The sequence below is a fragment of the Clostridium sp. CF012 genome (assembly GCF_018861755.1).
In the GTDB taxonomy this organism is placed as follows: Bacteria; Bacillota; Clostridia; order Clostridiales; family Clostridiaceae; genus Clostridium_AD.
Genome location: NZ_JAHLEF010000023.1, coordinates 15,910 through 40,009 on the forward strand (window position 1 = coordinate 15,910; position 24,100 = coordinate 40,009).

General features: G+C 32.0%; 21 protein-coding genes. 15 read left to right on the forward strand and 6 right to left on the reverse strand.

What is annotated here, in order from left to right; genetic code table 11:
* Positions 1-106 precede the first annotated feature (106 nt).
* On the forward strand, positions 107-1,846 hold the full coding sequence (locus tag KPL50_RS17655; protein WP_216299866.1) for an ABC-F family ATP-binding cassette domain-containing protein: 1,740 nt from the start codon (positions 107-109) through the stop codon (positions 1,844-1,846).
* Between the two features lie 187 nt (positions 1,847-2,033).
* Here KPL50_RS17655 and KPL50_RS17660 read toward each other — a convergent pair whose 3' ends face one another.
* Positions 2,034-2,519 carry a hypothetical protein gene (locus KPL50_RS17660; protein ID WP_216299867.1) on the reverse strand — a complete coding sequence of 162 codons (486 nt, stop codon included), beginning with the start codon at positions 2,517-2,519 and terminating at the stop codon, positions 2,034-2,036.
* A 376-nt stretch (positions 2,520-2,895) separates the two neighbouring features.
* Between KPL50_RS17660 and KPL50_RS17665 the strand changes: the two genes are divergently transcribed.
* On the forward strand, positions 2,896-4,851 hold the full coding sequence (locus KPL50_RS17665; RefSeq protein WP_216299868.1) for an SEC-C metal-binding domain-containing protein: 1,956 nt from the start codon (positions 2,896-2,898) through the stop codon (positions 4,849-4,851).
* Positions 4,852-5,116: 265 nt separating this feature from the next.
* Here the strand turns inward: KPL50_RS17665 and KPL50_RS17670 are convergent, their stop codons facing one another.
* Positions 5,117-5,725: a hypothetical protein gene (locus KPL50_RS17670; RefSeq protein WP_216299869.1), complete on the reverse strand. Its 609-nt coding sequence runs from the start codon at positions 5,723-5,725 to the stop codon at positions 5,117-5,119.
* Between the two features lie 769 nt (positions 5,726-6,494).
* Complete coding sequence (locus KPL50_RS17675; RefSeq protein WP_216299870.1) at positions 6,495-7,061, reverse strand: MepB family protein; 567 nt, start codon at positions 7,059-7,061, stop codon at positions 6,495-6,497.
* A gap of 944 nt (positions 7,062-8,005) precedes the next feature.
* On the opposite strand from KPL50_RS17675, the gene KPL50_RS17680 reads away from it, so the two are divergent.
* The 6 genes from KPL50_RS17680 (at position 8,006) to KPL50_RS17705 (ending at position 14,961) form a co-directional block, all read left to right on the forward strand.
* Complete coding sequence (locus KPL50_RS17680) at positions 8,006-8,746, forward strand: CoA transferase subunit A (RefSeq protein ID WP_216299871.1); 741 nt, start codon at positions 8,006-8,008, stop codon at positions 8,744-8,746.
* 30 nt (positions 8,747-8,776) lie between these two features.
* Positions 8,777-9,436, forward strand: coding sequence for a 3-oxoacid CoA-transferase subunit B (locus KPL50_RS17685; protein WP_216299872.1), 660 nt, complete (start codon positions 8,777-8,779; stop codon positions 9,434-9,436).
* Positions 9,437-9,488: 52 nt separating this feature from the next.
* Positions 9,489-10,631, forward strand: a complete 1,143-nt coding sequence (locus KPL50_RS17690) for an acyl-CoA dehydrogenase family protein (RefSeq protein WP_216299873.1) — start codon at positions 9,489-9,491, stop codon at positions 10,629-10,631.
* Between the two features lie 179 nt (positions 10,632-10,810).
* Positions 10,811-12,139 (forward strand): acetyl-CoA hydrolase/transferase family protein, encoded by a 1,329-nt coding sequence (locus tag KPL50_RS17695; RefSeq protein ID WP_216299874.1) that lies wholly within the window; start codon positions 10,811-10,813, stop codon positions 12,137-12,139.
* Positions 12,140-12,225: 86 nt separating this feature from the next.
* Positions 12,226-13,512 (forward strand): MFS transporter, encoded by a 1,287-nt coding sequence (locus KPL50_RS17700; protein ID WP_216299875.1) that lies wholly within the window; start codon positions 12,226-12,228, stop codon positions 13,510-13,512.
* A 63-nt stretch (positions 13,513-13,575) separates the two neighbouring features.
* Complete coding sequence (locus KPL50_RS17705; protein ID WP_216299876.1) at positions 13,576-14,961, forward strand: sigma-54-dependent Fis family transcriptional regulator; 1,386 nt, start codon at positions 13,576-13,578, stop codon at positions 14,959-14,961.
* 102 nt (positions 14,962-15,063) lie between these two features.
* Here KPL50_RS17705 and pepI read toward each other — a convergent pair whose 3' ends face one another.
* The gene (gene pepI, locus KPL50_RS17710) at positions 15,064-15,945 is read right to left on the reverse strand and encodes a proline iminopeptidase (RefSeq protein WP_216299877.1); all 882 of its coding nucleotides are present in this window, start codon (positions 15,943-15,945) and stop codon (positions 15,064-15,066) included.
* 275 nt (positions 15,946-16,220) lie between these two features.
* On the opposite strand from pepI, the gene KPL50_RS17715 reads away from it, so the two are divergent.
* Together KPL50_RS17715 and KPL50_RS17720 are read left to right on the forward strand one after the other, a co-directional pair.
* Positions 16,221-16,451 (forward strand): M20/M25/M40 family metallo-hydrolase, encoded by a 231-nt coding sequence (locus KPL50_RS17715; RefSeq protein ID WP_290443251.1) that lies wholly within the window; start codon positions 16,221-16,223, stop codon positions 16,449-16,451.
* 83 nt (positions 16,452-16,534) lie between these two features.
* Positions 16,535-16,975 carry a PfkB family carbohydrate kinase gene (locus tag KPL50_RS17720; protein WP_216299880.1) on the forward strand — a complete coding sequence of 147 codons (441 nt, stop codon included), beginning with the start codon at positions 16,535-16,537 and terminating at the stop codon, positions 16,973-16,975.
* A 238-nt stretch (positions 16,976-17,213) separates the two neighbouring features.
* Here KPL50_RS17720 and KPL50_RS17725 read toward each other — a convergent pair whose 3' ends face one another.
* Positions 17,214-17,795 (reverse strand): MepB family protein, encoded by a 582-nt coding sequence (locus tag KPL50_RS17725; protein WP_216299881.1) that lies wholly within the window; start codon positions 17,793-17,795, stop codon positions 17,214-17,216.
* A gap of 42 nt (positions 17,796-17,837) precedes the next feature.
* Positions 17,838-17,942, reverse strand: coding sequence for a hypothetical protein (locus tag KPL50_RS27975; RefSeq protein ID WP_375372942.1), 105 nt, complete (start codon positions 17,940-17,942; stop codon positions 17,838-17,840).
* Between the two features lie 549 nt (positions 17,943-18,491).
* Between KPL50_RS27975 and KPL50_RS17730 the strand changes: the two genes are divergently transcribed.
* The 5 genes from KPL50_RS17730 (at position 18,492) to KPL50_RS17750 (ending at position 24,059) form a co-directional block, all read left to right on the forward strand.
* Positions 18,492-19,217, forward strand: coding sequence for a MurR/RpiR family transcriptional regulator (locus KPL50_RS17730; protein ID WP_216299882.1), 726 nt, complete (start codon positions 18,492-18,494; stop codon positions 19,215-19,217).
* Positions 19,218-19,408: 191 nt separating this feature from the next.
* Complete coding sequence (locus KPL50_RS17735; protein ID WP_216299883.1) at positions 19,409-21,001, forward strand: PTS transporter subunit EIIC; 1,593 nt, start codon at positions 19,409-19,411, stop codon at positions 20,999-21,001.
* A 16-nt stretch (positions 21,002-21,017) separates the two neighbouring features.
* Positions 21,018-22,346, forward strand: a complete 1,329-nt coding sequence (locus tag KPL50_RS17740; RefSeq protein ID WP_216299884.1) for a 6-phospho-alpha-glucosidase — start codon at positions 21,018-21,020, stop codon at positions 22,344-22,346.
* A gap of 165 nt (positions 22,347-22,511) precedes the next feature.
* Positions 22,512-23,186: a FadR/GntR family transcriptional regulator gene (locus KPL50_RS17745; RefSeq protein ID WP_216299885.1), complete on the forward strand. Its 675-nt coding sequence runs from the start codon at positions 22,512-22,514 to the stop codon at positions 23,184-23,186.
* Between the two features lie 228 nt (positions 23,187-23,414).
* A complete protein-coding gene (locus KPL50_RS17750; protein ID WP_216299886.1) occupies positions 23,415-24,059 on the forward strand; it encodes a bifunctional 4-hydroxy-2-oxoglutarate aldolase/2-dehydro-3-deoxy-phosphogluconate aldolase in 645 nt (214 codons plus the stop codon).
* Positions 24,060-24,100: the final 41 nt, after the last annotated feature.

The following is a 24,100-nucleotide window of genomic DNA, read 5'->3' on the forward strand; positions in this document are numbered from 1 at the left end:
TGTGTTTGCTATATAAAAATCAAGTGTGAATTTGCAATTGAAAATAGAATATATTGAAGAGCTTATTTTTATAGGCTCTTTTTTAGTGATAAAGAGAGGTAATAATATGATAAAAGTTGATAACTTGTCCTACTCATTTCCGCAAAAGGAGCTATATAATAACATTTCATTTACATTAGAAGCTGGAGAGCATTGTGCTTTTATAGGAACAAATGGCAGTGGAAAAAGTACACTGATAGATATAATAATGGACCCGGAAAAATATATGTTCGATGGTAAGCTCACGATGGACCCTAATTGTAGCATTGGATATGTAAGTCAATTCTCACAACAGGTCGAAACAAAAGAAACTACAGTTTTCGAATATATAGGAGAAAAATTTATTAAACTACAAAATGAAATAACATCTATTTGCAGTGAAATGGAAACATCTTCAGATATTGAATCTTTACTAGAAAAGTACCAACAAGCTTTAGACGCATTTGATGCAATTAATGGGGATGATTTCGAAAACAAAATTAATAAAAATCTAAATCTTGCAAACTTAATCAAGTATAAAGATCTAATGATATCTGAACTTAGTGGTGGGGAATTTAAGCTTATTCAAGTAATTAAGGAAATGTTAAATAGTCCAGACTTAATGATTATGGATGAACCCGATGTGTTTTTAGACTTTGAAAACCTTAATGCTCTTAAAGATCTAATTAATTCGCGCATTGGAACAATGTTAGTTATTACACACAACAGATATATATTGAATCATTGTTTTAACAAAATTATCCACCTTGAAAACATGGAACTCCAAGAGTTTGATGGAAGATATATTGATTACAACTTCTCATTACTTCAAACTAAAATTGAGTTACAAGAGCTAGCTATTGATGATAATGAGGAACTTGAGAGAAACGAGAAGTTAATAAAAAAACTAAGATTCGAAGCAACTGAGTATGATCAATCTTCTAAAGGAAAATCTCTAAATGCTAGAGTTAAAATTCAAGAAAGATTAGAAAAACGTAGAATTAAAACGCCATTTGTAGATATTATAGAGCCGAATATCAGTTTAGTTGTAGATAATGAAATGGTCGAAACCATTGCTTTAAAAGTTAATGATTACAGTGTTAGCTTTGATGATATGCTTCTAGAAAATGTTAGCTTTGAGATTAAATCTACTGATAAAGTAGCCCTTATCGGTCCAAATGGTGCCGGTAAAACGACGCTGCTTCAAGAAATCTTTAAAAATAATCATGGTGCAATTGAGATAAATCAGCAGGTTGAAGTGGCTTATTTATCTCAACTTCAAGGCAAAACACTAAATGAGTCTAATACCATACTAGAAGAGTTATTTGAGGCTGGTTTTAAAACTTATGAAGAGATTAGATTATATATTTCAAACTATGGTTTTGAAGAAGAAATCATTAATCAAAAGATAGGGTCTTTATCTGGTGGAGAAAAAAATATACTTCAATTGGCTAAAGTTTCTGCTAGTCAAGCAAACATGTTGCTTCTTGATGAACCGACAAGTCATTTAGACACATACTCACAAATGGCACTGGAAAAAGCCATAGAAAACTATAAAGGTGCGATTCTAATGATTTCTCATGATTTCTATTCTATAGTAAACTGTATGGATTTTGTTTTAATCATTGAAGATAAGACAATTAGAAAAATGAGTATGCGAAAATTTAGAAAGATGATTTATGCTAGTCATTTTGACAAAGACTATTTAGAAATTGAACAAAAGAAAAAATTAGTTGAAACAAAAATAGCATTGGCTTTAAAAGATACTGATTTTACGCTTGCAAAAGTCTTATCGCAGGAGTTAGAAGAGTTGATTAAGTTACTCTAAAACAAAATCAGCTAAAAATAATTATTATGATGAACGATTGCTGCAAAAAGAATATGTGATCGTTCTACAATCCTTTCACTGATTAGCTAATAAAGCCAAAAGATTTATAATAATTTAATGTAAAAAAATCATCTGGACATCATTTCTAGATGACTTTTTTATAATATAAATATACCCAGTATTTATTTTATGAGCATTCATGTCCTGGTATCTTATTATTCAGATAAGTCTTGCCTTCTAATGGTTTGAATCCAGATATCTGTATCTCTGTTATAGATGGAAATGTAAAATTAAGAGTATTATTATTTCCATTAAAAGTAGCTTTCCTTCCATCTCCTGTAAAAGCTGCTGTATTTTTAAGGAAAATAACCTTTCTATTTTCTGTTATCCTATCTACTTCATAAACAGTAAAATCAAAAGAAATATTAGTTACATTAGAAATTACAACTTCACAGTAATTTTTTAATTCTAAGTCATTATCTCCCAAACACCTCTCATCCCAATAAGTGCCTTCATACAATGTAACCTTACTCTTTACTTTAGTTATTTTTTCATCAACGCTATTTTGCTCATTAGTAGCTTGTATAGATTTATTTGCTTTTTTATGACTATTACAGCCAACTAAAATGAAAATCAAAGTTAAACATAATATTAAAACTAAATTCTTTTTCATAGTTCAAATCCCTTTCCCTTTAATTTAAAAATTAATAACTATAATAATATCATAACATAATTATCTATTATATATATATATTACCAGTAGAAGTTTTAAATTATTATTATATTTTTTATATATCAAAACTTCAACATTTTCATATAAAGTTTAAGAAGGTAATAGAATTAAAAATATTAGCTCAAGAAGTGCAACAGAAAAAGCTTAACTAATAAAATAAGCATTATTGATGGAGGCTAAAGATAATGAATTAAACTATGATATAATCATAATATCTAGGAATAAATAAGAACTTAGACTTATTATAATATAAAAAAATTGGGGTATAATTCATATAGCTATTAAATTTAAGAAAAAGAAATGGAGAAGATAAGATTTGAAAGGTAAATGTTATTATTGCAATGAGGAATTATCAGAAAGAACCGTAAAAAGGCATGTTAAAGGTTGTAAAGATAGAAAAGAAAAGATAAAAGAAGCAAAGGCGAGTTCTAAAAAAACTAAGGGTCAATATGTTTTGTCTATAGTTCCACAGTATGGATCAAAAGAGTATTGTTTATATATAGCTATAGATATAGATTCAACTTTAGAGAATTTGGATAGTTTTTTAAGGAATATTTGGTTAGAATGTTGTGGACACTTAAGTAGTTTCATTATAGGTGATGTAAATTATGATTCTTCAGTGGAGGTCGATTCTGAATTTTTTTTCAATGATGAAACAATGGATTTCAAATTGAGACAGGTAATTTCTGTAGGTGATAAATTTAGATATGACTATGATTTCGGTTCTACTACTACATTAAAACTTGAAGTTATTGATGAGTATTTAACAGGGGAAAAACAAAGTGAAATAGAAATATTAGCTAGAAATGAAGAAGTACAAAATTTTTGTGAAAATTGTAATAAAAAGGCAGAGTATTTTGATTATGAAAAGCAAAAGTTTTTTTGTGAAGAATGCGTTGATGAAGAGACTGATATGGTAGATGCACCTGAATATACAAATTCACCTAGAGATGGAGTTTGTGGATATGAAGGAGACAGAGATACAGAAAAACAGTACTTGCCAGGAAATAATTTTAAGTTTAAGAAATCTAAAACAAAAAGGCAGAAGAATATAGTTCCATTTATTGAGGATGATGAGTTTGATACATATAATTATGAAGGGAGTTTTGATTCCATTTTACATAGTGCAATGAATGATATAGATTTAGAAATTGAAAATAAAGCAAAAAAAATATTTAATAAAGTTAAAAGAGGCAAGTTTACACAAGATTTAAGGGAATTATTAGAATGTAATACCAAAACGGAATTATTTAAAATAGCATCTATACTAAATATTACGAAGGTATCTAAGCTTAATAAAGGGCAATTAGTAGAAAGACTTTTAGAGGTATATGAAGAGAAAATAACGCAAGCGCTATCTCTAATTGATAGTGAAAGGTTTGAATTTTTAAAAAATATAGCTGATAAAAATGGATATATATCCTTTGAAGATCATAACTTCACATCAAATCCGGAATATTTTTTAGAATACGGATTTGTATTTGCAGCTATGGGGGAAGATGGTATATATTTAACCATGCCAAATGAAACAATAAATGCTATAAAATCCTTAGATAATGATGAGTATAGAAAAATATTAGCTAAAAATACAGGACTAGTAAAGCTATTCTGGGGAATGACCTATAACTATGGCGTATTATTTGTGAATGATTTTATAAAAATGCTCCCTAATTATGTTGACTATTCTTTAGATAAAACTGATCTTTACGGAATAATTGTAAGTGGTGCAGATTATTATGGGGAGTATATAGTACAAGGAAATATAGGAAGTAGTTTAATGGCGCCACTAGAAGATGTTGTCCATATTATTAATACAAGAGAGAATATTTCAAGTGATAGGGATTTCTGTATTATAAAAAAGGATGAGTTACTTGAAGCTGCCAAGGAAGAATATTTAATTGAAAATAAAATAAGCAAGAGATTAAAAAAGTATTTAAAGAATAATTGGAAAATAGAAGATACAGAGATTGAAATGATTATAATTAATTTATATTCTGATATTCAAGAAAATGAAAAAGAAGAGGTAATAGAAAATATCATAGATACACTTAGAGAAGCAAGTGAAAATGATCTTCAAAAATTATTAGTAGAAATAAATAATTTTTTAAATAACACTAGACTTTGGAGATTAAAAGGATATACTTTAAACGAATTAAATTCAGAATATAATAATACTTCTACTCCTAAAATAGGAAGGAATGATTCTTGTATATGTGGAAGTGGTAAAAAATATAAAAAGTGTTGTGGATCTAAGGTTATTCAGCTATTTTAGCAAATTTGGTTAAATGGCAGAAAAGGAAGAGATAGTAACATAAGCTAAGGTTAAGACATCATTGAAATTTTAACGGGTTCCATTTTAAGCTACAGCTGATCTCATGAGTAGGTAAAATATTTAGTTAAACCCTTAAAAGATATTTTATCCATAACAGAAAAGTTGAAACTAAGAACTATTTAGAAAGTTATATAAAAAGGTGATTTTGAGGGTACGACCATAGATTTGTGTAAATTGAATCTATGGATGCTCCCTTTGTTTCAGCTTATTTATCCTCTATTAATTTTATACTTCTCAATACCCCTATTAACAATTTTCCATATTTATCATATGATTCATTTGACATGTTGATATATGCGCCATAAAATCCATATTTATTATTAACATCATCCAGGATTAACTGTATATTTACTGCTTCGTCTATTTTACTACTATAAAATTTACCTTTTAATCCATTTTTCGTAGAGAAAGTACTTTCTTTTAAACCATCAAGTACACCAATATGTCCCATCTGACCGAAAACCATCATCCTTTCATTTTCTGTATTATTAAAGTAAAAGGAAATTCCTTCCGTTGGAGAAATATCTGCTCCTGTAGTTGATCCAGGGTTATCTGTTTTGTCAATCTTAACATTCCAATTAGAAGGATATTGTAAAGTGAATTTAAATCTTTCGTTTACATAAGTTTTTAGATTTCCACTCAAATCTTCATATTCAAATTTCAAAGGAGTATCATTAGCATTTACTGTAGATGAAGAAGATGGCAATTCACTTTTATTACTGCTTATTGAGGAATGGGTACTGTTACATGCTGAAATAGCACCTATAACTGTAATTATGCTTAAACAAATGAGAGACTTTTTTAAGTAATTCATAGTATAGTTCCTCCTTGCATAATATTATATTTTTCTGGAAATATTATTCTTATTTTTCATACAAATTATTATTAAAATTTAAAGTTAATTATAAAGGTTATTGATATTATTTAATTGTTGAATAAATAAAATGCTTAACATAGTACTAAATGCATTAATCTATTTAATACTATATTAAAAAACGAGAAAAAGCTGAAATTAGATTTTTTCTCGTTTTATTTTGAAATAGATTGGATGTCAACGTGAAACTTAGCTAACTTAAACTCTAAATTTTTAATGAAACACTAGTTATAAATATACATATTTCTAGTATTCGGAGTAAGGCTTATAACCCTGACTTGTTATAGTGGAAAATTCCCATTGTGTATATTGAAGTTGAGGGGGAGTCTCCTCATAACAATAAACTGTAGTACCTAATACAGTAGCTACCAAAAATGTATGACCACTATTCACTAAAAAATCACCTATATACTAATTAAATTAGGTTTTGGAGCTACTACGACTGTTCCAATTAATACTTTTATTTATAATAGAATTAATACTTTCTATTGAAAATGTACAAGTCTTAAGCAACCTTTAACCAGAAATTATATGGATATATGTAAACCATGCATGATTTATATGTATAAAAACTGGACTGGAGACATTTATAAATCAGACTATAGATATATGGACTGTAATTTAAAGCTTATAGTTATATTCAAATAACTGATTTTACTACGACTGTTTGTACATTGTAGTAGACATCAAGCTTTCCATTGCTTTTATACTAACAATTTTGACTATAAAGCATTCGAGTGCGAACACAATCTATTGATATATTTAAAGGTATCTCTAAAAAGTATTCTAGCTGCCATGCTTGAGTTTTTTGAGCCTGTGGACTCGTAGGTTTGTCCCAAGGCGGGTAAACGCGTATAGCACGTTTACCACCTTTTCCTTTATTGGACACTATACCCTTATCACACAAAACAGATTTTGGAAATATAAATTGACCAAACTTATTACCTTGGCGGGTACTAACAACAAATAAATCCACTGGATCTGATATGTCATATGGTTGAATTGGTCCATCTCCAATTCGCTCCCATAAAGTTACAAATTGTCCTACCTTTGTAGGAGTAATTTTAGCAACACGAAATCTAATTAATAAGGCATTCAACTTAAATACATAAGCTCCATATTCAGTGTTTTGTACTTCTATTGCGGGATTGGAGCATTGAAATTTGATCCAATCATAGACAAACTTTTTGGTTGCAAGAAGATCATTATGAATTGTATCACAGGAATACCAATAATTCTCGTCAGATTCTGAAATAGTTTGATTTTTCTTATTCATCTATGAAAATCCTCCGTTTTTATTTTTTTATTTTTTATGGCATCTTTTGTTGAACTTTGGGTAGCTTTACGGTAAATGTTGTGCCATGGCGGATGTTACTTTCTACTGTGATTTCTCCCTTGCTAAGCCCTACAATTCTTTTAATGATTGATAGCCCCCTCTTATCCTTACATTATGATAGTTTATCAATTTATTGTAAATAGATTTTTTTTCTAGATTTTAGTCTCAGTTTACATTAAGTTAATAACTTGATTCCGCATGAGACTGGGTGCCTGTTATTATTAGTATGGTAGTTTACTTTATGGCAGGCTTGATTCCTTCTATAATTGTAGTTATTAGTATTTTGATGTTGGCCGTTCTGATTTGGATTATTTTCAGAACATTATCTCGAAATATTTACAAAAGACGTATGGAAAATGAAAAGTTTATTAGGATTTGGAAACCGGTTAAAGGGTCAGGTTCTTTGATAATTCGCAGAATCAAAGAAATTAAAACATATCGTTTTCGTAAATGTCCACATTACAAGAAGGTACTTCGTTTGCCACGAATGACGGGAAAGCATAAAGTAAAATGTCCTTGTTGCAATAAGGATTTAAATTGCGAATTTTAGGCTAAGTAACTTATAATTTTATCTAAAAACTCAAAGGAACAGTATAAAGCATAGAATAATTTATGAAGTGTATGAGAAAGAAAATACAATTAAGATTTTAAGAATATGGACATGTTACCGGTAAAAAGGGCTATAAGTAGCCCTTTTTTTTATTGGAATATAATAATGCTGTGATTAGAATATTTCTTATAATTACTAAGAACAATTTTGCATTGTAATGTTGGCATCAAAATTGCGTTAGTATTTTATTGGAAACTGATGGCCATCAGAAGATAAAAAAAGAAAAACAATCATTTATTATATAAATTGAATTAATTTAGAGGAGGTATAGGGCATGAAAAAAGTAAAAATACTCTCCATAGAGGAAGCTTTAAAATGTATTGAAGATGGAGAAACAATTATGTTAGGAGGGTTCTTAGATGTTGGGTCTCCAATAAAATGTATTGAAAAATTAATAGAAAAAGGTGTAAAAGAACTTACGGTTATATCCGTTACTCCAGGACTAGGTGGATTTGGAAAAGCGATGCTATATAAAAATCATATGGTAAAAGAACTGATTTCAAGTCATGTAGGTACAACTCCAGAGTCTACAGAGGAATATTTAAACGACAATTTAATCGTAAAGCAGTTTTATCCAATGGGCACCTGGGCTGAAAAAGTTCGTGCGGGAGCAGTTGGATTACCTGGGGTATTAGTCCCAGTAGGTGTAGGGATTCTTGATCAGGAAGGACTGTTTGAAGATCTAAAAGAGCCAAAACAAGTGATTAATGTAAATGGAGTAGACTGTTTTGTTGAATCTGCTTTAACGGCAACCGTTTCTATAGTTAAGGCTTGGAGAGCAGATGAACTCGGAAATTTACAGTATCGTGGGACGGGCTTAAATGGAAATCAAGATATTGCTATGGCTGGCAAATACACCATCGCAGAGGTAAATGAAATCGTGCCTATTGGAACAATACCTCCAGAGTGTGTAGGAACACCAGGAATTTTTGTAGATGCAATTGTTCAAGGGTATTCACTAGAGCAGCAAGATGAGATTTATCGTAAAATGTGGGTTTCAAAGGGAAAATTATAAAAAAACATATAGAATAGGAGGTCGATTTTAATGGATGCAAGAGAAGTAATTGCAAGACGTGCAGCGCAAGAATTAAAAGATGGGGAAATTGTGAATTTAGGCTTTGGAATGCCTACACAGGCGGTAAATTATTTGCCACTAGGTGTGAATTTAACCTTTCATACTGAAAATGGAGCTTTCGGATTTGGGCCAAAACCAGAGGTAGAACAATCAAATTCAGATATAGCAAATGCTGGATCAGAGCCAATTACATTACTTCCAGGAGCTTCAATTTTTAATTTAACAACCTCTATGGGGGTAATGAGAGCTGGATATTTGGATACAACCATCTTAGGGGCGTTAGAAGTGGATCAAGAAGGAAATATAGCAAATTGGGCAGTAAAAAGGAATGGGCATTGGTGGCCAGGCATAGGCGGCGCAATGGACTTAACCTATGGAACAAAAAAAGTAGTGGCCACATTAATGCATACTGATAAAGCAGGAAATTCTAAAATCTTAAAAAAATGTACGCTACCGCTTACGGGAAAAGGTTGCGTAAAAGTAATTGTTACAGAAAAAGCAGTGTTTGACGTAGGGGACAATGGCCTTGTTTTAAGAGAAGCAGCGCCAGGTGTCACTATAGAAGAAATAAAAGCTATTACGGAAGCAGATTTTGTTGTGGCAGAGGATTTTCATGAGATGAAGCTTTAGCTTGCATGTTGTAGATAAAAAAACAAGAAAATACTAAAGTGGGGAGGGTGAAATGGATACTTGTAAAAAAACAGTAGAAGAAAGTATAGTTCAAAGAGCGGAGGCATTTTCACAAAGGTATATTAAGCCAATTGCAAAGGAATTGGATGAAAGCAATAGGTTTCCGGAAGAATTAATTATTCCAATGGCGCGAGAAGGTTTTTTCGGAGTTCATTACCCAAAAGAATACGGTGGAGGAGGTAATACATCGCCTATCGGATATGATGTTATTACGGCCCTGGCAAAAGGTAGCGCAGGTATTTCACTTACACTAATTGTACACTGGATGGCCATCGATGCTTTGTTAAAATTTGGTAGCGACAAGCAAAAAAACCACTATCTTTATGATTTAATTCAAGGGGAGAAGATCGCAGCATATAGTATTAGTGAATTTCAAGCTGGGTCAGATGCCTCTGCCATTACAACAACGGCAGTGAGGGTGGAGAGTGGTTGGATATTGAATGGAGAAAAATATTTTTGCACAAATGGAAGTATTGCGGATCTGTATGTGATCGCATGTAAGACTGAGCAAACAAAGGGTGTAAAAGGAATAAGCTTGTTTTTGGTAGAGAAAGATACAGAGGGTTTTATTATAGGTGAAGTGGAAGAAAAAATGGGGTGCCGTAGTTCTGCCACAACAGGGTTACAATTAAAAAATTGTTTTATTTCCGAAGAAAATTTAATGGGGGAAGAGAACAAGGGCTTTAAAATTGCCATGTATGGACTTGCAGGTGGGAGACTTGGAATGGCTGCAATGGGAATTGGTATTGCACAAGCGGCTTTTGAGGAAGCTTGTGAATACGCAAAACATCGTGTTGCTTTTGGAGATGTCATAGGTAAGCTCTACTCGGTTCAAGCTATGGTTTCAGATATGTATGTAAAAATTAAAGCTGCAGAGCTTTTAGTTAAGGCAACTGCAGAAAAGCAAGATACTGGAGAAAACTATGCAACAGAAACCTCCGTTGCAAAATTATGCGTTTCAGAAACCGTAAATGAAGTATGTCACAAGTCCATGCAGTTATTTGGTGGACATGGATATATGAAAAATAACAATATAGAAAGATATGCAAGAGACGGAAGGCTATTAGATATTGGGGTAGGTGCAACAGAAGTGTTAAAAATGGTTGTGGGAAGTACGGTTTTAAATTGTAGGTAGAGTATAGAATTTCCTAAATGTATCAAAATGTTACAGAGTGTCTCATATTGATATAGTTTGATTAAAGTTAAGAATGAGTTGATTTCAAAAATGAGATGTATATCAGTTCATAAAAAGAAAATACAGTGTTACATTTTGTAACAGAATTAATTTATAAAATGAAAATAGAGGAGGAAAAAATGAAGAATTTTCAAGAAATATATAAAAATAAGGTAAGAACCATTTCGGAAGCATTAAAGTTGATTCAAGATGAAGATTTTATTATAGTGGCACAAGCAGCATCAGAACCAAAGGTGCTATTACAGAATTTGCATACAATTAAAGACAATGGGGTAAAAGGAGTAGAGGTACAAAATTGTTTGCCACTTGGACAGTATGAATTCATAAATGAACCAAAATATAAAGAGGCAGTTTTCACAAATGGGTGGTTTTTTACAGCATCGTTAAGAAAAGGGCAAAAAAATAAAAATGTATCTTTTACACCACAAAATGCCCGATTTGCTTTATTAAAAAGATTGTATCGAATTGAAGATAGAAGGAAAATTCTTTTTGCCACCTGTTCACCTATGGACAAACATGGATATCTTTCGCTTTCTTTAAGTACAGTATATGAAAGAGAATTTATAGATGCGGGCGCTATAGTAATTTGTGAAGTGAACCCAAACTATCCAAGGACTTTTGGGGATAACAGGGTTCGTATTGATGAAATTACTGCTATCGTAGAGACAGATTATGAAGTTCCTGAAATTGGATTGGTACCGTATACAGAGGTAGACGAAAAGATAGGAAAGAATATTGCACAGCTTGTAGAAGATGGATCTACTATCCAGCTTGGTATAGGTAAAATTCCAAATGCAGTAGCAGTAGAATTAAAACATAAAAAACATTTGGGTATACACACAGAAATGATCACAGAAAGTATGGTGGATTTAATAGAATGTGGGGCAGTGGATAATTCCATGAAAACCTTATATAAAGGATTAACTGTTGGTTCTTTTGCTTTTGGATCAAAAAAACTTTATGAATACTTAGATAACAATACAAGCGTATTATTTAAAGCAGCTTCTTTTACAAATGATCCCTATGTATTAGGGCAAAATTATAAAATGGTTTCTATTAATACTACTTTAGAAGTGGATTTGACGGGGCAATGTGCTTCCGAATCCATAGGAAGCACTCAGTATACGGGAACTGGTGGACAAGCGGAAACTGCAATTGGTGCACAAATGTCCAAGGACGGAAAATCAATTCTTGCCATGCATTCTACTGCGGAAATAACCAATGAAAGTGGAGAAAGAGAAGTTATTTCTAAAGTGGTTCCATTCTTGAAAATAGGATCTATAGTCAGTCTTTCAAGAAATGATGTGGATTATGTGGTTACAGAATATGGAGTGGCATGGCTAAGAGGAGCCACTGTAAAAGATAGAGTAGAACAATTAATTGCAATTGCACATCCGGATTTTAGAAATAAGCTTAGAAAAGAAGCAAAAGAGAATTGCATTTGGTAAAAAGTATGTTCGTGGTGGTCTTTTTTATATGGATCACCACAATTACTGTATTATTTATATATTAAAAAAAATGGGGGTATAGGCGTATGGAAAGTAGAAATAAAGGAAAAATATTTTATGGTTGGTGGATTGTATTTGTTGCATTTCTTTCAGTAGGAATTACTTATGGTACAAAGGGTGCCTATGGGGTCATTCAGTTATCCATGTTAACAGAATTGGGATGGACAAGAGCCCAAGTGGCAGGTGCATTATCTGCAAATATGTTTGTTTATGCAATGGTGGTTCCTTTTGCAGGTAAGCTTATGGATAAAATAGGTGTGAAAAAAGTATTAATTATAGGATCTGTTTTGACAGGCTGCGCGTATTTTTTATTGACAATAGTAAGCAGTCCTCTTCAATTTTATATGTGTTATGGTGTATTGCTTGGAGTTGCAGGAACTTGTATGGGAATGGTTCCGGGTCCTACATCTGTAAGTAGATGGTTTGTTAAAAAGCGTGGAAGAGCACTTGCTATAACGCTTTTAGCTACACCTATTGGAAGTGTAATATTTACTATGCTGGCAAAGAATTGGTTAAACAGCATAGGTTGGAGGGGAACTTTCCGAGTTATGGCTATATTGTCTTGGGTAGTTGTAATTCTTCCTGCATTATTCCTCATGCGTAACACTCCAGAAGAAATGGGATTGAATCCAGATGGAGAGGAAAAAGTAGAAAATAAAGAATCAGATAGTACAAAACCCACTGTTAATCAAGAAGGTGAAGAATGGACTTTAAATAAATTATTAAAGTCGCCAAAAGCTTGGGGCTTATTTATAGCTTATTTCTTTATGGCTGGTAATGGCTGGGCGCAAACGGTACATCAAGTTCCTCATTTAATTGCAAATGGGATTAGCAAGAATCAAGCAATAAATGCATTGGCTTTTACTATGATTTTCAATATCGCATCCACCTTGATCTGGCCAACAATTTCCGATTTTATAGAACGAAAAAAAGCATTACTTATTGCCCTTGTGCTTCAAGTTGTGGGGACCATTGTTCTTATAAATGCAAAATCAACAGCCACTATGTATTTGTTTATAATTATTTCAGGAATTTCTTATACTGGATGTTATGCCTTATTTAGTGCTTTAGCCGCAGATTTATTTGGCAGAAAAAGCTTAGGTACTGTAAGTGGTACAATGGCAACATTTGGTTCATTAGGGGCCGCTGTAGCCATCTATCTTGGCGGATATGCTTATGATATGACAAATAGTTATTCTGTTTTATGGTATGGAGCGATTATAGGTTTAATTTTGTCAATTACATGTATTATATACCTTGGAAGAATGATGAAAACGGAAAATAAGCAGCTAGAAAATAAAGTGAATATTTAGAATTGAAAAAGTATTTTGCTCTATTTTTGAAGGTAGGGTATACTTGTACAAAGGGTGATGAAGATGTCAAGTTTTATAGATACAAAAGAATTTATACAGTTTTGCCATGAAGCTTTCGATAAGGTTCCTATTGCGGTAGATTTCTTAGATAAAGAAGGTAGGATCATATATATAAACAAAACTTTTTCGGAATTTCTTCAAATTCCTGTGGAGAAAATTATAAATAAACTGATTACGGATGTGGATTATACTTCAAAGTTTCTAAAGTCATTAAGTGAGAAAAAGGCAGATATTGCGATGCGCCATAAGTTTGCAAATGGTAAAGAAGCCATTGTACACAGAATTCCATTGCTTAATAATAATGGTGAGTTAATTGGTGGACTAGGCATGGTTTTATTTGAAGAGATTCAACAAATGAAAGAAGTACTGGATAAGTGTGAATTACTTGATAAACAATTAAAATTATATAAAAATGAAATCGCAAAATTCAATACTACAAGATATAACCTTAGTGATATAATAGGTTCTTCATCTTCTATTAATGAGTGCAAAAATCAAATTAAGAAATTTGCAAAGGTGAACATGAATGTCCTGATTACTGGAGAAAGTGGAGTGGGAAAAGAACTTGTTGCGCATTCTCTGCACAATGAAAGTAACCGAAAGGACAAACTTTTTGTAAGTATAAATTGTTCGGCTATACCTGAAAATTTGCTAGAAGCTGAACTTTTTGGATATGAAGATGGAGCATTTACTGGAGCAAAAAAAGGTGGAAATATAGGAAAATTTGAAATTGCACAAGGCGGCACTATTTTTTTAGATGAAATAGGCGATATGCCATATTATATGCAAGCTAAATTGCTAAGGGTTCTGCAAGAAAAGGAAATTGTAAAGGTAGGAGGGAAAAGACCAATTGCAGTGGATACAACGGTGGTATGCGCATCTAATAAGGATCTTCCTGCCTTAATTGGAGAAGGCACTTTTAGAGAGGACTTGTATTATAGACTTAATGTTCTTACCGTGGATATTCCTCCTTTAAGGAGTCGAATTGAAGACATTCCTGTTTTGGTAGAAACCTTTCTCAGTACTTTTTATAAGGAAAATGGATTATATAGAAAAATTCCAAACAATATAATGCAGCTCCTCATGGGATATACTTGGCCTGGGAATGTTAGAGAACTTAAAAATGTCATAGACAAAATGTGTGTGAATTCAGAAGAGACAAATATAACCATACAGGATTTTCCTAAATACATTATAAATCATTCTTTGAGAAGCAATGTAGAGAGAAAGGATGAAGGATTACACGAATTCATGCAATCAATAGAAAAAGAAATCATAAAAAATGTACTAGAAGAATGTAAATATAACAAAAGCCTTGTTGCTAAGAGGTTGAAAATTCCAAGAATTACTTTGTATAGAAAAATAAAAGAATATCACTTAGAAGAATAAGTTATAGTAAAACATTAATAAGCCTACACTCCTTTAAAAATATTATTTTAAGGGAGTGTAGGCTTATTTTATTTTAGTGAGAGTCATCTCACGCTGTGATAATTAGTCGTTTTTATTCAACCACTTATTAAGCACATCTATATATTTCTCATTCTCTTCTACGAAGGGCATATGTCGGCTAAATTCAAATAATTCCCATTCTGAATTCGGGATCTTGTCATACATTGTTTTTGCAATAAGTGGTGAGCAAAGATCAAGCAAACCGCTGATGATTAAACTAGGTTCTTTAATATCTTCAATCTCTTTCATGAAATCAAAGTTTTTTAAGCTGCCAGATGGGCTGAATTCATTTTGACCCCATGCAGTTACGTAAGCTTCTGTTCCAGAAACCTTTGGACGGCTTAAGCATTTTGGTGAATCTGGTCCTAATAGGCCTGCGCAGTGACGAAGCATGAATTCTGCTTCTGCTTCCTTATATTCTTTTGATGAATAATCTCCGGATTTTTCTGCTTTTGCAATGGCATCTTGCATTTCTCGCGGAAGATATGCAACTCTTCTACGCTGTTCCTTTTCCCATATTGTGGCAGATGGTAAAGTACTGGATAAGATGTAGCTCTTGATTCCTTCTGGTTTGTATTCGCAAGCATATTGAATTGCCTGCATCCCGCCCCAAGATTGTCCCAATAAGTGAATTTCGTCTAGGCCTAAGTGTTTACGTAACTGGATTAATTCTTCTATCCATGTCTTTGCACACCATAAGTCAGGACGGGAAGGTGTTGCGGACAATCCGCATCCCAATTGGTCATACATAATAACCGCACGTCCATCTTCCGCAACTTTATCAAGTACTTCAAAATAATTATGTGTAGAACCCGGGCCACCATGTAATAAAACCAATGGTTTTTTATTTCCTGTGCATTCACCTACTATACGATAGTAAGTCTTATATTCTAGATATGGAATATAGCCTTCTGTAATCTTCATAATCAATCTCCTTATGTCTATTTTTATTAGTAACAATAATTACATCTTTTGTACATTTATTCGATACTTCAGAGCCGCCTTCAGTTATTCTTCGTCTTTTTCTACAAATTCAGATAAGATTTCAACTCCGCCCTGAGTATCATTGTACCATACAATTTCTACAAAAGGACCCTATTCTTGTACATATGTTTTGCTAATAAACAATACTAATGAAGAAGTTTTTAGAAAAAATAATCAGAACTGTGCAAATCCATGGGAAGTAATTAGAGCAGCCTTTGGTACAGATGTTATCCGTATCGATAAAAAATGCTTGCGGAATTAAACCCAAAATAACGAGCACAGGTTTTTTCAGTGATGCCTCAATTTTTTTAAAAGAGTACAATATTCCTACTATATTGTTTGGACCATCAGAAAGTAGCGAGGCACATAAACCAAATGAAAAATTATCTCTAGAGAAATACTTTAAATCTTTGGAATGCTATTATGATTTTTTAAGAAAACAGTAAACATAAAAGTATTACAAAATAATAATAATAATAATAATAATAATAATAATATCTTTGTGCTTATAAGGAGTAAGGAGAAGTATATGAAAATACTAAATTTTGGATCTTTAAATTTGGATTTTGTTTATACGGTGGATCACTTTGTACGCCCTGGAGAAACTATGTCGTCACAATCACAACAGACTTTCTGCGGTGGTAAAGGGTTAAATCAATCTATTGCACTGGCAAGATCAGGGGTAAATTTATATCATGCAGGAGCTGTGGTAAAATCTGATGGTAATCTATTAATCGAAGTTCTTGAAAAGAACAATGTAAATATCGACTATATAAAACAAAATGAAAATGTTGCAACTGGGGATACCTTTACTGGTTTTTTTATTGGAAGCCTGGCACAAGGATATGATGCAAAAGAAGCTCTAAAGCTTGCATCTCTTGCTTCAGCAATTTCCGTTTCAAGAAAAGGTGCAGAAGACTCAATACCATACATAGAAGAGGTGAGATCCAGTACACTGAAGTTAAAATAAAAGGTGTAAAGCAGTGTATATAGAAACAAGATCATTTCACTAGAAAAAACAAGATTGAAGTATTTTTAGAAAAAATATAGGAAAAGCTCGGAATTACAAATATATGTAATATTTCTGGGTTTTTCACCAGTTGAGTATGCCATTAATACGGCAGATACAAAGGGCGATAAGCAAGCATTTGACAATTTGGTAAGGTAACATTACCAAAATATTTACAGTTATTGTGTTAGACGCACTGCTATTTAATGCGTAAAATACAATTTTGACTATAAAGCATTCTAGTGCGAACACAATCTATTGATGTATTTAACGGTATATCTAAAAAGTATTCTAGCTGCCATGCTTGAGTTTTTTGAGCCTGTGAACTCGTAGGTTTGTCCCAAGGCGGGTAAACGCGTATCGCACGTTTACCACCTTTTCCTTTATTGGACACTATACTCTTATCACATAAAACAGATTTTGGAAATATAAATTGACCAAAATTATTACCTTGGCGGGTACTAACAACAAATAAATCCACTGGATCTGATATGTCATATGGTTGAATTGGTCCATCTCCAATTCGCTCCCATAAAGTTACAAATTGGCCTACCTTTGTAGGAGTAATTTTAGCAACACGAAATCTAATTAATAAGTCATTTAACTTAAATACATAAGCTCCATATTCAGTGTTTTGTACTTCTATTGCGGGGTTGGAGCATTGAAAATTGCTCCAATCATAGACAAACTTTTTGGTTGCAAGAAGATCCTTATGAATTGTATCACAGGAATACCAATAATTCTCGTCAGATTCTGAAATAGTTTGATTTTTCTTATTCATCTATGAAAATCCTCCGTTTTATTTTTTTATTTTTTATGGCATCTATTGTTGAACTTTGGGTAGCTTTACGGTAAATGTTGTACCTTGGCGGATGTTACTTTCTACTGTGATTTCTCCCTTGCTAAGCCCTACAATTCTTTTAATGATTGATAGCCCCTCTTATCCTTACATTATGATAGTTTATCAATTTATTGTAAATAGATTTTTTTTTCTAAATTTTAGTCTCAGTTTACATTAAGTTAATATTAGTAATATATGATGATAAACATAATAAGAGGAAGGAGTCTCAATCAAATGCTGATTCTAAAAAACATTGTATGGGTTTGTGTTCCAAAGGTATAACTTGATTCCGCATGAGACTGGGTGCTTGTTATTATTAGTATGGTAGCTTACTTTATGGCAGGCTTGATTCCTTCTATAATTGTAGTATTATTATTAATGTGATTTTAGCATAGTAGAATTATTTTAACAATACTAGAAGATGAAGTAGCAATAGCATGCGAAGAGGAGACAACTGATGATGAAGGCTCTATTTTTATTGAGAGTATCGTATATTTTATACTGAAAATCTGACATTGAAATATATCTTGATTTACTTCATTTCTTATAATTGAAACTTATGATATATTTAGTGCATTAATAAATTATAATTTATAAACAGTCTGAATGCGATATAACCAGGAAGGAAGGCATAAGATGAAATTTGATATTTACAAAATTGCTGATAATTATAAATTGACGGAAATAGAGAGACAAGTGCTTGAATATATATTAAGAAATAGTGAGTCTGTATTAAATAAAGGGGTAAGAGAAGTTGCTAATATTAATTATACTTCTGCAGCAACAGTAATTAAATTATCGAAAAAATTGGGATATACGGGCTATACTGATATGGTATATCGTTTGAATTTTATAATAAAAAATCATGAAAAAAATCAAGAGCATACTTCTGATATTACTAGTTTTATATCTCATATCGATAAAGAAAAAATAGAGGCTTTTACGTCTATGCTTATCAAACATAGAAAGGATATAATTTTTATAACAGCTACTGGCTTTTCTGATCCAGTTGCAGATTTTTTTTGGAGAAAGATGTTAGTATTAGGATTTAAATGTATTAAAACAAATTCCTATGCTGTATATGATAATAATCAGATAGGTGGTGATTTAGTAATTGGAATATCTAAAAGTGGAGAGACTGAAAGCGTAACGAAAGTTATAGATTATGCAGTTGAAAATAAGTTAGATATTATTACGTTCACTGGAAAGCATATGGACCATATGTCTAAACAATCCAATCTCCATTTTTCTATATTGGATGATAAAGAATTAGATGACCGAAATATTACTGCTAATTATTTTTATGCTAGAGTGATGATTGTTATGGAATACCTATTAGATAAAGCAATGAATAATCTATAACCTATCAAAAGGCTGTCTCAAAACTAGTTTTTGGGATAGTCTTCTTTTGTGAATGTAAACATATTCACTTTTTAGTAAACATGTTATTGAATTGGCCAAAACTATTAACAATATTTATTAATCATGCTATCCTATGTCTAAGTAATTACGAAAGAAAAATTTTACAAGATAGTGAAGGGGGATATAGTTAAATGAAGGACAAGATTTTAAATGGTATGCAAAAATTTGCTAAAGCTATGATTGGACCGGTCTTATTCTTGCCAATAATAGGTATGCTAATTGCTTTGACGGCTGTTCTTACTAATACAGCGTTTGTTACCCAAGGTGGATTAATTTGGTCAATAGGTAAATTCTTAAATGGTATGTTGTCACCAATCATGAACAATTTAAGTATTGTGTTTTGTGTTGGAATTGCCATAGGTATGTCAAAAAATAAAAAATCAGATGCAGCGTTTGTAGCTATAATGTCCTATATTTTGTTTTTAGGTGCTAACAGCAAGTGGTTAGAATTATCAGGTAAATTAATTAAGGGTGATACAGCAGGTACTTTGTATGGTACAGGGCAAACAATCCAGCTAGGATTCCATGTAACAGACATGGGAGTTTTTCTAGGAATGATTTTAGGTGTTCTAGTAGCGATAACTCACAATAAGTTTGTAAACAAAGAATTTAAAGGTGTTATGGCCCCTTATGGAAATAGCAAATATGTATTAATTAGGATGATTCCAATAATTGCAATATTCAGCAGTGGTGTGACTTATATTTGGCCAACTATAGCAAATGGAATAACTGCACTTACAGGGTTTATGAGTACAGCAGGAGCATTTGGAGTATTTATTTATGGATTTTTAAATAGATTCCTAGTTCCAACTGGACTCCACCATTTAATTTGGTCACCGTTTCTATATTCTGCAGTTGGTGATCAGATGATTATTAACGGGGAGAATGTAATCGGAGCAAAACCAATATTCTTAGCATTACTTAATGATCCAACAATTATTATGATGCCAGATTCAGCAAGATTTTTGACGTATGGTTTAGTTAAAACTTTTGGTGTGATAGGTGTATCCTTAGCATTTTATTTCACTGCTAAGAAAGTAAAACGCAATAATTTAAAAGCTCAGTTAATACCATCAACCTTGACTTCTGTAATTGCTGGCATTACAGAACCTTTAGAATTCACATTTATCTTTGCAGCTCCAATATTATGGGTTGTTTACTCAGCTATTGATGGATTCTTTCAAATGTTGGTATATTTATTTAATGTAAGGGTTTGCGCAACAAATGGTATTTTAGATTTTCTTGTTATAAATATTCCAGCAGGAATTGGCAAAACTCATTGGCCTGTATATGTATTAATAGGGTTAATTGAAATAGGTGTTATTTTCATAGTGTTCAAATTTATGATTGAAAAAATGAATTTAAAAACCCCTGGAAGAGAAGATGATGACACAGATTCTGTAATTGATTTAAATGAAAATGCAACAAAAGTTAAACAAGATATAAAAGCAGGTAATAAATCTAAAGATATCATTGAGGATAGAGAGAAAGCCTTGATGATTATAAACGCACTAGGTGGAAAGAGCAACATAGTAACCTTGGAAAATTGTTTTTCAAGACTTAGAGTAGAGGTTATTGATAATAGTGTAATTGATGAAAAAACCTTAAAAACTACAGGAGCATCTGGCGTTGTAAAAAAAGGAAGCAATATACAGGTTGTGTATGGCCTTTCAATTAATAAAATCAGAACAATTGTAGACGAAGCATTAGGAATAATAGAATAAGGGAGGAATTATTAAAATGAAAACATTTAAGCTTGTAATCGTAGGCGGTGGAAGCACTTATACCCCAGGAATTGTTAAAAGTTTACTTTCAAGAAAAGAAGAATTCAAAATATCAGAGTTGAGACTATATGATACAAATGAGGAACGTCAAAACAAAGTAGGCGTAATAGTAAGAAAAGTTGTTGAGATGTTTGATATAGACGTAAAGCTTATATTTACTACTAATCCTGAAGAAGCTTTTAAGGACGCTGATTTTGTTTTTGCTCAAATGCGTGTTGGATTATACAAAATGAGAGAATTGGATGAGAAAATTCCATTAAAATATAATGTGATTGGGCAAGAAACCTGTGGTCCAGGTGGATTAGCATATGGTTTAAGAACTATTTACCCTATGGCTCAAATGATTGATTATTGCGAAGAATATGCAAATCCAAATTATTGGATTGTCAATTATTCTAATCCAGCAGCTATTGTAGCAAAAGCTATGTATAAGTTAAGACCAAATGCAAGGATTTTAAATATATGTGATATGCCAGTTGCAATTATGAGAAATATGGCAAATATTTTAGATTGTGATAGACATGAAATAGAAGCGGATTATTTTGGATTAAACCATTTTGGGTGGTATACAAAAATTCGAGTAAATGGTGAAGACAAAACAGAAGAATTAAAGGCATATGTAGCAGAACATGGTTATATTCCTCCAGATTCAAGAAGTGAAGTAAGGCATAATGATGCATCGTGGATTCATACATTTGAGAATGCGAAACATATGATGAATATGTTTCCGAAGTATCTTCCAAACACTTATATGCAGTATTATTTTTTAGGAGATAAAATTGTAGAAGAATCTGATAAAAACCATACAAGAGCAAATGAGGTAATGGAAGGAAGAGAAAAGAAGATATTTGCAGCAGTGGATAACTATAATATTACTGGTGAAATTGATCTGACACAATTCTTTACAGGAGTGCATGGAGAATTTATTGTGGAAGTAGCCATGAGCTTAGCATATGACTTAAGAAAGAGACATTTGGTTATGGTTGAAAATAAGGGCGCAATTAAAAATCTACCAGATGATGCTATGGTAGAAATACCTGCTTATATTACTAAAGATGGACCAGAACCAATACGTGTAGGAGAAATACCTACCTTCTATAAAGGACTAATCGAACAACAGGAAGCTTCTGAAAAATTAGTTGTTGAAGCTGCAATTGAGGGATCCTATGAAAAAGCACTTATGGCATTTACTATGAACAAAACAATTCCATCTGCTTTTGTAGCAAAACAAATTTTAGATGATATGATTGAAGCTAATAAAGAATATTGGCCAAATTTAAAGTAAGTTAAGATGAATTGTTCTTACAAAAGAAAGTATTTTGCTCTAATTAAAATAGTTAAGTAAGACAAGCTTCACCATAAGGTGGGGCTTGTTCCATTAACCATGTACAATGGAGGATTTAAACATAATATGTTATAATTAAGCATTAAATTTAAAGGGGATAATAGGATGAAAAAAACTAGGGCTAGTGATAAAGTTTATGATAAAATACAAGAAAAAATATTTAGTGGAGAGTGGAAAGCTGGTACTAAAATAATGCCAGAACTTCAAATGGCGGATGAGTTTAAGGTTAGCAGAGTATCTGTGAGAGAAGCTATTGAAAAATTAGCAACCTTAAATATTGTTATAAAAAAACATGGTGGGGGTACCTATATTAATGATCTAAAGGCTGATCTTTTCTTAAACAACCTAATACCTATGATTAGTCTTGATGCAAACAGTTATATGAGTGTTCTAGAGTTCAGACTGATTATGGAAGCTGAAACAGCTGGATTATGTGCTAAAAGATGTGCGCCTGAGTTATTAATAGAGCTTGAGCAGTGTTATGAGAAAATGGTTGAATACCAAGGAGATATTGAAAAATTTACTGAAATGGATTTAGAATTTCATATGAAAATTGCTCAGGGAGCTGGAAATCTATTAATTATAAAGGTAGAAGAGGTATTTAGAAATATTTTAAGCTATCATCAAAAGATTTCATATAAGAATTTAGGACCATCTGGTGGAATAAGAGAACATAAATTTATTTTAGATGCTATCAAGAATAGCGACTCTGAACTTGCTAGGTTATATTCAAGGAGACATATAGAAAGAACAATAAGGGATTTAATAGAAAGTGAATAATATATATTAGTAAGTAAAGAACAGCTACACTTTTTTTATTAAGAACGTATTGACTCAAAGCTAAACCTTTGTTAATATGTAACTAGTTGTCCTACAATAATTGTACAATTTAGCTTATATACATATGATTACGATTAAATTAAACGATTTGTAATACAACTAATCATATGCTAGATGATTAATACTGTTAAAAAACTAAGAGCAAAATTTAAAGGAAGAGGTGTAGTTATGGAGAGATTAAAAATAGTTCAAAAGGTAATTGAATATGGAATCGTTGCAGTAATTCGTGCAACATCAAAAGAAGAAGGTATAAAAATCGTTGAAGCAGTTAAAAGAGGTGGAATTAACGCACTTGAAGTTACAATGACAGTACCAGGTGCTATAGATATAATAAAAGAATTATCTCAAATATATAAAGATGATGAAGAAGTACTTATTGGGGCAGGAACTGTTCTTGATCCTGAAACCGCAAGAGCTTGCATTTTAGCTGGTGCAAAGTTTATAGTAAGTCCAAGTTTGAATGCGGAAACTGTAAAGTTATGTAATAGATATAGAATTACAGTTATGCCAGGGATTATGACAGTAAAAGAAGCTGTCGAAGCACTAGAACTCGGTGTTGAAATAGTAAAAGTATTCCCGGGAAATGCTTTTGGTCCATCTATAATAAGTTCTTTAAAAGGACCACTTCCGCAGGCCAACTTTATGCCAACAGGCGGAGTTTCGCTTGATAATGTTAAGGATTGGATCAAGGCGGGTGCCGTAGCTGTAGGAACTGGTGGAGATTTAACTAGAGGAGCAAAAAACGGAGATTACGAATTAGTAACACGAACTGCTGCGAAATTTGTTGAGGAAGTTAAAAAAGCAAGAGCATAGAAATAATCAAATTCAGTACATATCAATTGGTATGTACTGAA

What these genes read in the sequence shown, in the direction of transcription:
- KPL50_RS17695 (WP_216299874.1), top strand. Translation starts at nt 10,811, where the DNA reads ATGAAGAATTTTCAAGAAATATATAAAAATAAGGTAAGAACCATTTCG.
- KPL50_RS17675 (WP_216299870.1), bottom strand. Translation starts at nt 7,061, where the DNA reads ATGAATAAGAAAAATCAAACTATTTCAGAATCTGACGAGAATTATTGG.
- KPL50_RS17700 (WP_216299875.1), top strand. Translation starts at nt 12,226, where the DNA reads ATGGAAAGTAGAAATAAAGGAAAAATATTTTATGGTTGGTGGATTGTA.
- KPL50_RS17670 (WP_216299869.1), bottom strand. Translation starts at nt 5,725, where the DNA reads ATGAATTACTTAAAAAAGTCTCTCATTTGTTTAAGCATAATTACAGTT.
- KPL50_RS17725 (WP_216299881.1), bottom strand. Translation starts at nt 17,795, where the DNA reads ATGAATAAGAAAAATCAAACTATTTCAGAATCTGACGAGAATTATTGG.
- pepI (WP_216299877.1), bottom strand. Translation starts at nt 15,945, where the DNA reads ATGAAGATTACAGAAGGCTATATTCCATATCTAGAATATAAGACTTAC.
- KPL50_RS17690 (WP_216299873.1), top strand. Translation starts at nt 9,489, where the DNA reads ATGGATACTTGTAAAAAAACAGTAGAAGAAAGTATAGTTCAAAGAGCG.
- KPL50_RS17685 (WP_216299872.1), top strand. Translation starts at nt 8,777, where the DNA reads ATGGATGCAAGAGAAGTAATTGCAAGACGTGCAGCGCAAGAATTAAAA.
- KPL50_RS17735 (WP_216299883.1), top strand. Translation starts at nt 19,409, where the DNA reads ATGAAGGACAAGATTTTAAATGGTATGCAAAAATTTGCTAAAGCTATG.
- KPL50_RS17745 (WP_216299885.1), top strand. Translation starts at nt 22,512, where the DNA reads ATGAAAAAAACTAGGGCTAGTGATAAAGTTTATGATAAAATACAAGAA.
- KPL50_RS17720 (WP_216299880.1), top strand. Translation starts at nt 16,535, where the DNA reads ATGAAAATACTAAATTTTGGATCTTTAAATTTGGATTTTGTTTATACG.
- KPL50_RS17705 (WP_216299876.1), top strand. Translation starts at nt 13,576, where the DNA reads ATGTCAAGTTTTATAGATACAAAAGAATTTATACAGTTTTGCCATGAA.
- KPL50_RS17750 (WP_216299886.1), top strand. Translation starts at nt 23,415, where the DNA reads ATGGAGAGATTAAAAATAGTTCAAAAGGTAATTGAATATGGAATCGTT.
- KPL50_RS17655 (WP_216299866.1), top strand. Translation starts at nt 107, where the DNA reads ATGATAAAAGTTGATAACTTGTCCTACTCATTTCCGCAAAAGGAGCTA.
- KPL50_RS17660 (WP_216299867.1), bottom strand. Translation starts at nt 2,519, where the DNA reads ATGAAAAAGAATTTAGTTTTAATATTATGTTTAACTTTGATTTTCATT.
- KPL50_RS17730 (WP_216299882.1), top strand. Translation starts at nt 18,492, where the DNA reads ATGAAATTTGATATTTACAAAATTGCTGATAATTATAAATTGACGGAA.
- KPL50_RS17740 (WP_216299884.1), top strand. Translation starts at nt 21,018, where the DNA reads ATGAAAACATTTAAGCTTGTAATCGTAGGCGGTGGAAGCACTTATACC.
- KPL50_RS17680 (WP_216299871.1), top strand. Translation starts at nt 8,006, where the DNA reads ATGAAAAAAGTAAAAATACTCTCCATAGAGGAAGCTTTAAAATGTATT.